The sequence below is a fragment of the Roseobacter litoralis Och 149 genome, assembly GCF_000154785.2.
Lineage (GTDB): Bacteria > Pseudomonadota > Alphaproteobacteria > Rhodobacterales > Rhodobacteraceae > Roseobacter > Roseobacter litoralis.
In genome coordinates this window covers 1,329,649-1,341,206 of record NC_015730.1, presented here as the reverse complement: position 1 = coordinate 1,341,206, position 11,558 = coordinate 1,329,649, and the positions used below count along the sequence as shown (strand labels likewise).

Below are 11,558 nucleotides of genomic sequence, written 5' to 3'. Positions count from 1 at the left end.
ACCTTCCAAATCCGAAGGATTTCCCCCCATGATTTCTGTTGTTCTGCGGTGCTGTGCGAGCATCCTTCTGTTCGCTTCACTCATGGGTCCTGTTCAGGCGCAGGACACCGAAGCACCGATCCAGCAATTGCTGCAGACCCACGCTGAGATCATCCAGAAGTCGTCGCGTCGCACCATCGGCCCGGCAATTGATGCGCTCGCAAACAGCGGTATGGCGGATGCCAAGAGCATACTGGAACGCTGGCAAAACAAGGAAATGTGGTACAACGAAACGACGGGCATCTTTGTCTTTGCACAACCGGGTGACGGCGATGTGCTGTTGCGGTTTGACGTGGCGGGCGGTGCGGCTTTGGCGGACGGCAACGAGGGCAATTATAAGCAACTCAAGCCAAATTCCGGCATCCGTGGGATGATTGGCGCAGCACTTGTGCAATTTCAACTGAACAGCCCTGATCCTGCGGAACGTGCTGTTGCCGTAAGCGCGATCGAACGCGATGCGGACCCGTCTCATCTGGCCGCCTTGCGCGGCGCTGCGGGTACGGAAACCGACCCGGCCCTCAAACAGCGCAAAGAACGTCTGGAACGCCTCCTGACCATCCGGTTCGAAACAGACGATGCAACACGGATCGCAGCGATCCAAAGCTTTTCCGGCGATCTGGGTGTGGATCTGCGCGCCGCCCTGAACCCGTTGGTCGCCACCCGCATCGAGGTCGCAGAGACACTGCCCGACGGCGCGATGCTGCTCGAAATTGGTCCCGATGCCCTGCCCCGTGACAGCGCTTATGACATCCTGATCGCTCAAGACCTCGCACCACCGCGCGTGTCACATGCAAACATCCGCGACGCCTTGATCGCGAATATTGACGATGGCCGCGTCGCCGGGGTGCGGGTCGCGTCCCTCGACACGGATGACGCGCGCGCATCGGCCTATGCAATGCTCGCTGCAAGCGGGGTGGCGCAACCGCTTGTGACACAGGCCGATATCGATGCGGCGCTGGAGACATTCACGTTCTTCGAGGTGTTCACCGGCGCGCCATTGCCGGTGGCGCAGGCCGCGCAGATCGCACTTGAGCAGATTGAGACGCGCGTCGCCGTCAACCAGACCGCTGATCTGGCGCTGGATGCTCTGTCACTCGCGTCGATCTACTTTCTGGCCGCCATAGGTCTGGCCATCACCTTTGGTGTGATGGGCGTGATCAACATGGCGCATGGGGAATTCATCATGATGGGGGCCTATACAGGCTATGTGGTGCAGCTGTTCATCCCCGACTACACGCTGTCGATCCTGCTGGCCATTCCGCTCGCCTTCATGGTGACCTTTGGTGCTGGTGTCGCGATGGAGCGTTTGGTGATCCGCTGGCTCTACCATCGCCCGCTGGAGACGTTGCTGGCGACTTTCGGGGTCTCGATTGCGCTGCAACAACTGGCCAAGAACATCTTTGGCACCCAAGCACGCCCCCTGACCGCCCCCGGCTGGCTGGATGGGTCATGGGTGATCAACGATATCGTGTCGATCAGCTATATCCGCATCGCTATCTTTTTCCTCGCTTTGCTATTTCTGGCTCTGTTTCTCTTTGTGATGAAACGCACTCGATTGGGGCTTGAGGTGCGCGCGGTCACACAAAACCCGCGCATGGCGGCCTCCATGGGCATTAACCCGGACAAGATCAACATGCTGACCTTTGGCTTTGGCTCAGGCATCGCGGGCATCGCGGGCGTGGCCATCGGGCTTTATTCCAAGGTCACCTCTGAGATGGGCAGCGAATATATCGTGCAAAGCTTCATGACCGTTGTTGTGGGTGGCGTTGGCAACATCTGGGGCACGCTGCTCGGGGCCACGATGGTGGGCACGCTGCAAAAGGGCATTGAGTGGCTGAACCCCTCGAACACCCTTGCAGCGCAGACCTATATGATCCTGTTTATCATCCTCTTTATTCAGTTCCGGCCCCGCGGCATCATCGCGCTCAAAGGCCGGGCGGCGGAGGCCTGAATCATGGCAGACATCGCCCTCGCCCCCCCGCGCAAACCCTTTGTAGCGCGCCATCCTTCGGTCCTGATTTTCCTCGGGCTTCTGGCGCTCTTCACCCTCGGCGTGACCATATTGGCCGAAGGCTTTGGCGTCGGGGTGATCAGCACCAGTTTTGTCAAAACCCTCGGCAAGACACTGTGCCTGTGCCTTGTGGCGCTGGCGATGGACCTCGTCTGGGGCTATTGCGGTATCCTCTCACTTGGTCATATGGCATTTTTCGGCATCGGTGGCTACGCCATCGGGATGTGGCTGATGTATGCGCGCACCGAAATTATCGTGCGCGAAAGCCTCGCGAACGCGCCCCTGCCACCCACCCCGCAAGAAGTTTCAGACGGGATCGCGACCCAGATTTTCGGTGTAGTGGGCGCATCCGAATTTCCGCCCATCTGGGCCGTGGCGCATTCCTTGCCGCTGCAACTGGCCGCAGTGGTTGTAGTGCCGGGTCTGATCGCTCTGATATTTGGCTGGCTGGCATTCCGCAGCCGCGTCACGGGCGTCTACCTGTCCATCCTGACTCAGGCGATGACATTGGCCCTCGCGCTCTATCTCTTTCAGAACGACAGCGGGTTGCGCGGCAATAACGGCCTGTCTGGTCTGCAAAACCTGCCCGGGCTCAGCAATGTGCCGCAATCGACTGTTTCTATGTGGTTTTTCTGGGCCTCGGCCCTCGCGCTTGGACTTGGCTATCTGCTTTGCGCGGCGGTCGTATCGGGTAAGTTCGGATCCGTCATTCGGGCCATCCGCGATGATGAGGCGCGCGTTCGGTTTCTGGGCTATTCGGTAGAGGCCTACAAACTCTTTATCTTTACCTTCACCGCTATTCTGGCCGCGATCGCGGGCGCGCTCTACTACCCGCAGGCGGGCATCATCAACCCGGCGGAAATTGCCCCGATCGCTTCGATATATCTGGCCGTCTGGGTGGCAATCGGCGGGCGTGGCAGGCTCTATGGTGCTGTGATTGGCGCCGCTTTCGTGTCACTGCTCTCGACCTGGTTCACCGGCGGACAAGCGCCCGACATCAATCTCGGGTTCTATACCATCCAATGGGTGAATTGGTGGACGATCCTGCTCGGACTTTCCTTTGTGGCGGTCACGCTGTTTGCACCGCGTGGGATCGGTGGCCTGATCGATCTGATCTCAGACCGGCGCAGCCCCAAACGGCATGGGGCAGACCTTGGCCCGGATGCGGGTGCCCTGCAGGAAAGGGAAGCGGACAAATGAGTACATTGCTTGAGGTTTCCGGCGTCTCCGTCTCATTTGACGGGTTCAGGGCGATCAACAATCTGACGTTCAAGATCGCGGAGGCCGAAATGCGCGCGGTCATCGGGCCGAATGGCGCGGGCAAGACCACTTTCATGGACATCATTACCGGCAAAACGAAACCCGACAGTGGCCACGTGCTCTGGGGCGAGAAATCCGTCTCATTGCTGGCCATGTCGGAAAGCAAGATCGCGCAGGCGGGGATCGGGCGCAAATTTCAGCGCCCAACCGTTTTTGAGGATCAGTCCGTCGCGGACAATCTGATGATGGCGTTGAAAAAACCCCGCAGCCCTTTCGCTGTTTTGCGGTTCAAACCAACGTCGCAAGACCATGAAAAAGTTGCGGATCTCGCTGATCAGATCGGGTTGTCCGCAGCACTTCACCGAAAATCGGGGGAGCTGTCGCACGGCCAGAAACAATGGCTTGAGATTGGCATGTTGCTCGCACAGGACCCGCGCCTGCTGCTGGTGGATGAGCCCGCCGCCGGCATGACCCCTGCCGAGCGGGAGCACACCACGGAACTTCTGGTGCAGGCTGCGAAAACCCGCGCCGTCGTTGTTGTCGAGCATGACATGGAGTTTGTGCGCCGGTTGAATTGCAAGGTCACGGTGCTCCACGAAGGGTCCGTTCTGGCCGAAGGGTCGCTGGATCATGTGACGTCGGATGAAAAAGTAATTGAGGTGTATCTTGGCCGCTGATCTGCTGGAAATCAAAGACCTGACGCTGCATTACGGCGGCAGCCAGATCCTCAACGGTATCTCCGTGTCAGCCGCGAAGGGCGAGGTTACCTGCGTGATGGGCACCAATGGTGTCGGCAAAACCAGCCTCCTCAAGGCAATTTCCGGCACCCATCCACGCAGTACCGGCACATATACGCTTGAGGGGCAGGACATCGGCAAAACCAACGCCCAGATGCTTGCTCAGATGGGTGTCGCCTATGTGCCGCAGGGACGCGAGATCTTTCCCTTCCTCACCGTGCGGGAAAATCTTGAAACAGGTTTTGCCTGCCTGCCCAAGCAGCATCATAAAATCCCGGACGAGGTTTTCGACCTTTTCCCGATCCTTAAGGATTTTCTGTCCCGGCGTGGCGGAGACCTGTCCGGCGGGCAACAACAGCAATTGGCCATCGCCCGTGCCTTGATAACGCAACCCAAGCTGTTGCTGCTGGATGAGCCGACCGAAGGCATTCAGCCCAATATCATCAAACAAATTGGCGAAGTCATCAAACTGCTGCGCACCAGAGGCGACATGGCAATCATCCTTGTGGAGCAGTTTTTTGACTTTGCCTTTGAGCTTGGGGACAAGTTCATCGTGCTCGAACGCGGGCAGGTCAAGCTGAGCGAAACCGCAGGTCAGATTGACCGTGACCTTTTACACGCAGCCGTCTCTGTCTAGACGTCTCTGCGAGATCCCCACCCAATTTTTGGTCAATCCCCACCGTTAAACGACGATTGACGTGCCACGTTTCAGTGCAGCCTTGGGCTACGCAAAATGTTCTGAGCAGATATTTACGATCTGCAAAGACCTTCCTGATAATGACTGGTCAGATTAGAACTTTCGACGGCCGTACGTCAAAACCCTTTGTGTCGGGCTTTCGAAAAAACACAGTGCGCATCATAGCGGGTAAATCAATATGACAATGTCTCTTCGAAATGTGAAAATTGGCGTGAAACTTCCAGTTGTAATGGGATTGCTCGTCGCATTCACCATTGCAATCATGTCTTTAGTCAACGCCGTCTTTACATCAAATTTGATTTTGGACTCTGCAACAAACAAGCTGGAGAGTATAACTGCCCTGAAGGCAAAGCGCGTTGAACACTTCCTGAATGATATAGAACGAGACATTCGTTTACGCTCAGCCTCACCAGAGACAGCGACTGCCCTGATTGCCCTCGCTGATGGCTACAATTCACTGGAAAATGCACCAGAAGTGCTGCGCAGGGTTTACATCGAAGACAACGAGCATCCCTTAGGTGAAAAAGATCAATTGGTAAAAGCCGATACCGGATCAAGCTATGGTTTTATTCACGCTGTCTATCACCCCGGGTTTGATGCCCTTCAGGACCAAATGGGGTACTATGATGTCTTTCTCTTCGATAACGAAGGCAATCTTGTCTATAGCGTCTTCAAAGAGAACGATTATGCCACCAACATGATTGACGGCCCATGGGCTTCGTCAGGATTGGCGGAAGCTTACCGTCAGGCTGCACTGCGCGATGCAGATTCTCAATCCGTTTTTGTCGACTTTGAACCATACGGACCAAGTGCAGACGCACCAGCGGCCTTCATCGCAAGACCAATTTTCAACGATCAGGGTACGCGACTTGGCGTCTTGGCTTACCAGATGCCAATCGATGAGTTGAGCCATGTCGCCAGCACCCTTGGCGGACTTGGCGAAACTGCAGACGGATTTCTGATTGGGACGGATGGGCTGATGCGGTCGGACTCAATCCAGTCAGAGATCGACGATGTTCTTACGACAAAAGTCGAATCTAAAGAGATACAAGACGGTCTGCTGGCAAACGCGACAAGCAGCTTTGAAACAACGGGCCAAAGAGGGCAAGACGTCATTGGCTCCATGATGCCCATCAATATTCTTGGCACGCAATGGGCGACGGTCATTCTACTGGACAAAGCAGAAGTATACGCTGGGCTGTTCTCGGCAGTGCTTCGCGCGCTCGCCATTGCAGGTATGGTACTCGCTGGTGTGCTTGTCGTTGCAGTTATGTTTTCGCGCAGCATTTCCCAACCGGTGCAACACCTGACAAAAGCCGTCAAAGAAGTCGCGGAAGGTTCTTTGGACACGGTGGTTCCCGGCACCGACAGAACGGACGAAATTGGCGAGTTAGCTCAAAAGACAGAGGTCTTTCGGCAAAATGCGCTGAAAATGGAAGAGATGAGTAAGGAACAGAAAAAAGCCGCCGAAAAGATGGCAGAACTCAGTGATGAGCGGGAAAAATCGGCGCAGCGCGAAATCGAACTGGCAAAAGAGAAAGAACAATCCGACCTCGAAGCAAAGGAAATGCGAGATGAGATGATGCGCAACCTTGGCGCGTCCTTCGGAGAGGTTGTACGCGCGGCACGCAACGGGAACTTTAAGAACAGAATCAACGCACAGTTTGACGATCAGATTCTCATGGAACTGTCAGAAAACATTAACCAGTTGATGTCAGCGGTCGACGACGGGCTTTCACAAACAGGTGCCGTGTTGAGCCGCGTCGCGGAGGGAGACTTGACCCATCGGATGGAGGGGGAATTCAAAGGATCCTTTCAGGAGTTGCAAACAAATGTGAACAACATGTTGGGCGCGCTAACAGGGCTGATCACGGAGATTTCGGAAAGTGGTCAAACGCTGTCCGGCTCAGCCTCGGAATTGCGTCAGACCGCCGATGTTCTGTCACGTCAAGCCGAACAAAACGCTGCGTCCGTAGAGGAAACCTCCGCAGCATTGGAAGAATTGAGCGCCAGCATTTCCCAGGTCAACGACAGCATTTCCGACGTGAGCAACAATGCGCATGAAGCGAAAGAAACCGCGACATCCAGTGAAAAAGTTGCACAAACAGCAACAGAATCAATGGATAAGATCGCAAATGGCTCAAAAGAAATAATGCGGGTCACTGAGGTCATAAATGACATCTCGTTCCAGATTAATCTGCTTGCTTTGAACGCAGGCGTCGAGGCGGCCCGCGCGGGAGACGCCGGTCGCGGCTTCTCTGTCGTTGCCTCCGAAGTAAGGCAGTTGGCCCAACGCGCCAGTGAAGCGTCCAAGGAAATCTCGGTCGTTTTGGTTCAAAGCGATGCAGCTGTCACAGAAGGCGTCGCAAACGTATCAAACGCCAAGGCCTCGTTGGACGATATCGCAAGGACTGTGATCAAGATCTCGCAGAGCGTCGATGATGTTACACGCGCCGTGTCCGAACAGGCAGCCGGCATCAAGGAAATTTCAACGGCCGTATCACAAGTCGATGGCAACACCCAAAAGCAAGCCGCAGCATTCGAAGAGGTCACTGCGTCCAGTCATGTCTTGGCCAAGGAAGCAAACGATCTGTTAGCTTCCACAGCCAGGTTTCGTGTGTCGCAGAACACACATCAATCCACACCCCGCGATTCTGGTCAAACCGAAACGAATGACAGAAATCTCAATACGCCTGCGACAGCGGTTGGCGCCGAAAACTTCAGTGACTGGGATGCATTTTAACGCACGTTCAAAATAGCATGCGGTGCCAGACGCGCTGGACAGATTGAGCTGATTTCTCAGTCTGCTGCTGCAACATCACGGCAAGAAAGCTGAAAACAACAGATTTGCAACGTTTCACTCAAATGGTGGCACCAAATGCGGAAACACAACTCCACCTGTACAAATGACCCGGCAAGCTTTCTATATGCTTTATCAAACGAGACGGTAAGGGCGAGCGCGGTGGGCTGGAGTTGAAGAGACCCACCTGTTTTGGACACGAAATGAGCGGAATATGAGCGGCGAGACTGACCTAAAGACTTTGATGCAAACGATGACGGCTCGCTTGGATGCTTCTGTTTACGTATTCGCAACACTTGTCTCTGACACAATCCCGGCAGACATTACGCCGCGCATGATGTTTGAGGAAAACGAAGGTACCACTTACATTCTGAAACAGAGTGACGCGAAACGTCACAATCTGCCACATGAGTTTCCGTGCAAGATGATCACGCTTGACGTCCATTCATCTCTCGAAGCAGTGGGGTTCATCGCGCAGATTTCCGGCGCTTTGGCCGAAGAGGGCATGGGCGTCAATCCCGTTTCAGGGTTTTATCACGATCACTTGTTTGTACCTCTGGGCAAAGAAGCCGATGCAATGCGCATACTTGCGCAGCTGTCCGAGCCTCAAATCTAGTCGGTTTTCACCTCCGCGAAGAGGCGCGCAAAAAGTGGTGCGCCGATGATAATCACAACGATCCGGAACACATGGTGTGCAATGACAAAAGCCATGTCAGCACCTACGATCAGCGCGAGAACCGCCATTTCAGCCTGCCCCCCCGGCGCAAAGGCCAACAGCGCTTCGCGACCTGGTGCGAGACCTGTGACATATACAATCTCTACAAAGACAAAGGTCATAAGCAATAGAATAACGCAGTAGCCCAAACCCGCAGCAAGATCACGCCGCACCTCGTTGACTGTAATACCGCTGTATTTGACGCCAACTGTCATGCCGATAAAAAACTGTGCAGCCCAGATTGCCTCAGCCGGTGGGCGCACAACCAGAATTCCCGTCACGGCCGCAAGCCCCGCACATATCATCGGGCCAAGGATTGACGCACCAAGCAGTCCAACAAGGTTTGCCAGATACCACCCCAACGCCGCACAAATGACCATTACCAGCAATTGCCCCGGGTCAATGGCCGTCAGCGGCGCGCCGGGTGGCGTTGACAAATCTGCCGACCAAAAAGACTGTAAAAGAAAGGGCAAAGCGGTAATGATCACCAGAATGCGCGTCGCGTGTATCAACGACAATGTTCTGGGGTTACCACCCGCCTCCTCTCCAAAGACGAGCATATCTTGCAGCCCACCGGGCATAGCTGAGTAATAGCTGGTCGGAAAATCATACCCCCAGACCTTCTGGAAATACGGCACACCTATCGCTGCGACACAACATATCATCACCGGAACCAACAGCAGTGTGAGCCACATACCTGCCATTGAAGACAAGATAGCAGGCGTGAAAGTTGCGCCGACGGCGACGCCTAAAATGGTGCGCATCGCAGCATTGACCGGCGCGATCGCGCGCATTCGGAAACCAAGCAGGGCCGCCGCCAGGCAGGCTGCGATCGGCCCAATCAGCCAGGGCAAAGGCAATTCGAAAACATGGAAGACCCAAACACCGCTCAAGGCAAAGGCAAAGGGGGTTATATACCGCAGCACGCCATCGCCCAGAAAACCCACCTTGTCTTACCGCCTCTTGTAGCTTCGCCAGTGGCTTACTTTTCCGCTCGTTCCGTGCAAACCTTCCAATAGATCAACCCTGTCCGCGCAACCATTCCATGACCGCGGGTCGCACCGACATCTCACCACGATGACGCGAGTCTGCGATTACCTTACGCACCTCACCAAGATCACAGCGCCTCAAAAGGTTTTTCACAGGACCGATGGAGGCAGGCCTCATAGACAGGCTACGCAAGCCCATGGCCGCAAAGCACAAAGCCTCAACCGGGCGCCCCGCATCCTCTCCACAAAAAGAGACAGGAGTTCCCGTCGCATCGCAGCGTTCCACGATCCGCTCCACAAAGGTCAAAAACGAGATGTTCAATGTGTCATAGCGCCGGCGGACACGCTCGTTTTCACGATCCGCTGCAAAGAAAAACTGTTTGAGATCATTCCCCCCGATCGACAGGAAATCCACGTCTTCAAAGAACTTGTTGGGGGCAAACGCAAGGCTCGGGGTTTCAAGCATTGCGCCGATTTCAATCGTTTCAGGCAATACGTGACCCAAACGCGCTTCGGCTGCCACTGTTTTATCCATCAGGCGACGCGCTTCGGTGTATTCCTCCATCTGCGCGACAAAGGGAAACATCACGGTGAGCGGGCGTCCATTTGCAGCCCGAATAAGCGCTTGCAACTGCATACGCATGATACCCGGTTTATCCAGACCGACACGTATGGCCCGCCATCCGAGCGCCGGGTTCGGCTCATCGTTCGGTTTCATATAGGGCAGCACTTTGTCTGAGCCGATATCGAGTGTCCGAAAGACGACGCGTTTGCCTTGTGCGGCATCGAGAACGCGGTCGTAAAGGGCGACAAGTTCGGATCGTCGTGGCATCTGATTTCGCACGAGGAACTGCAGTTCGGTCCGGAAAAGCCCGACGCCTTCTGCCCCCGAGGACACCAAGGAGGGCAAATCAGCCATCAACCCAGCATTCATGTGGAGCGTCACGGTGCACCCGTCCTGCGTGATCGCGGATTTATCCCGAATTGACGCATACCGCTCCTGCGCCGCCGCGAGCATCGCAATTTTATCCCTAAACGCAGAGACAACGGATTCGTCTGGCCGCAGGTGTGCGATGCCCTGCTCACCATCGACCATGATATGATCGCCGTTCAGGGCTTCGGTAGTGATCCGTTGGGCATGTACGATCAGCGGGATGGCAAGCGCACGCGCGACGACCGCCGCATGGCTGCCGACAGAGCCTTCTTCAAGAACGATTCCCTTGAGCTTGCGCCCATATTCCAAAAGTTCAGCCGGTCCGATGTTGCGTGCAATCAGGATCGGGTCAGCTGGCATCTCGGCTCCCGTGTCGGCCCCCTGCCCGGTCAGTATGCGCAAAAGTCGGTTGGACAGATCATCAAGGTCACTCAAGCGTTCGCGCAAATATCCATCCGTGATCTGTGACATACGCGCCCGTGCGGTCGACTGCTCTTTTTCGACCGCCGCCTCTGCGGACAGCCCGTTGGAGATGTCCTCCTGCATGCGCCGCATCCACCCTTTGGAATTGGCAAACATGCGGTAGGCTTCCAGCACCTGACGCTGGTCCTTGTCCTGCCCTCCGGCAATCTGCATCATCTTGTCCACGCCAACACGCAGCTCTTCGACAGCTTCGCCAAGACGCTCCGCCTCGCGCACAGGATCATCCGCGATCGGGTTTGTCACCACAACACGGGGTTCATGCAGCCAGACATGGCCCTCAGCGGCGCCTTCCTGCCCAACGGTTCCGGGAAACATCGCAGGCTGCGAATGCCGCGCCGACATTGCAGCCCCCTCGCCCACGAAAGCGCCCAGTTCGGTCATTTCGGCCAGCACCATCGCGACAACTTCAAGCGCATAGACTTCGTCCGCAGAAAACTCCCGTGCCGCGCGCGACTGAACCACAAGCACACCGAGCGCTTCGCCAAGGCGCTGAATTGGAATGCCGAGGAAACTGGAAAACACCTCTTCGCCCGTTTCCGGCATATAGCGGAAACCCTTCGCCTGCGGCGCATCCGGCGTGTTCACAATGGCGCGTCGTTTTGCGACACGCCCCACGAGGCCCTCACCGAGCTTCATGCGGGTTTTATGCACAGCCTCTTTGTTGAGGCCTTTGGTTGCGCATAGTTCCAGCGTTTCAGCATCCCGGAACAGATAGATTGAGCAGACTTCGCAGTCCATGCTGTCTGCGATCAGCGATGTGATCTCGTCGAGCCGTTCCTGCCCGGCAGCAAGACCGGCCATCGCATCGCGCAATCGCCCCAGTAATTTGCGCGACTCACTTTCGAGACGTTCAGCCACGTATGCTTCCTTCCCATATGCGCGACGCCATTTTG

At 55.8% G+C, this 11,558-nt stretch carries 8 protein-coding genes; 6 read left to right on the top strand and 2 right to left on the bottom strand.

Annotation, left to right across the window (positions count from 1 at the left end):
- Nucleotides 1–28 precede the first annotated feature (28 nt).
- The 6 genes from urtB (at nt 29) to RLO149_RS06265 (ending at nt 8,160) form a co-directional block, all read left to right on the top strand.
- Nucleotides 29–1,990: an urea ABC transporter permease subunit UrtB gene (gene urtB, locus RLO149_RS06290; RefSeq protein ID WP_013961242.1), complete on the top strand. Its 1,962-nt coding sequence runs from the start codon at nt 29–31 to the stop codon at nt 1,988–1,990.
- A 3-nt stretch (nt 1,991–1,993) separates the two neighbouring features.
- A complete protein-coding gene (urtC, locus tag RLO149_RS06285) occupies nt 1,994–3,250 on the top strand; it encodes an urea ABC transporter permease subunit UrtC (protein ID WP_013961241.1) in 1,257 nt (418 codons plus the stop codon).
- A complete protein-coding gene (urtD, locus tag RLO149_RS06280; RefSeq protein WP_013961240.1) occupies nt 3,247–3,987 on the top strand; it encodes an urea ABC transporter ATP-binding protein UrtD in 741 nt (246 codons plus the stop codon). Before urtC ends, urtD begins: the two co-directional genes overlap by 4 nt.
- Nucleotides 3,977–4,684 carry an urea ABC transporter ATP-binding subunit UrtE gene (urtE, locus tag RLO149_RS06275; RefSeq protein WP_013961239.1) on the top strand — a complete coding sequence of 236 codons (708 nt, stop codon included), beginning with the start codon at nt 3,977–3,979 and terminating at the stop codon, nt 4,682–4,684. Before urtD ends, urtE begins: the two co-directional genes overlap by 11 nt.
- 259 nt (nt 4,685–4,943) lie before the next feature.
- The gene (locus RLO149_RS06270; RefSeq protein ID WP_245538131.1) at nt 4,944–7,487 is read left to right on the top strand and encodes a methyl-accepting chemotaxis protein; all 2,544 of its coding nucleotides are present in this window, start codon (nt 4,944–4,946) and stop codon (nt 7,485–7,487) included.
- 271 nt (nt 7,488–7,758) lie between these two features.
- On the top strand, nt 7,759–8,160 hold the full coding sequence (locus tag RLO149_RS06265) for an ACT domain-containing protein (RefSeq protein WP_013961237.1): 402 nt from the start codon (nt 7,759–7,761) through the stop codon (nt 8,158–8,160).
- Here RLO149_RS06265 and RLO149_RS06260 read toward each other — a convergent pair.
- Nucleotides 8,157–9,206 carry an AbrB family transcriptional regulator gene (locus RLO149_RS06260; RefSeq protein ID WP_013961236.1) on the bottom strand — a complete coding sequence of 350 codons (1,050 nt, stop codon included), beginning with the start codon at nt 9,204–9,206 and terminating at the stop codon, nt 8,157–8,159. The genes RLO149_RS06265 and RLO149_RS06260 overlap by 4 nt on opposite strands.
- A 73-nt stretch (nt 9,207–9,279) precedes the next feature.
- Nucleotides 9,280–11,523: a phosphoenolpyruvate--protein phosphotransferase gene (gene ptsP / locus RLO149_RS06255; protein WP_013961235.1), complete on the bottom strand. Its 2,244-nt coding sequence runs from the start codon at nt 11,521–11,523 to the stop codon at nt 9,280–9,282.
- Nucleotides 11,524–11,558 lie beyond the last annotated feature (35 nt).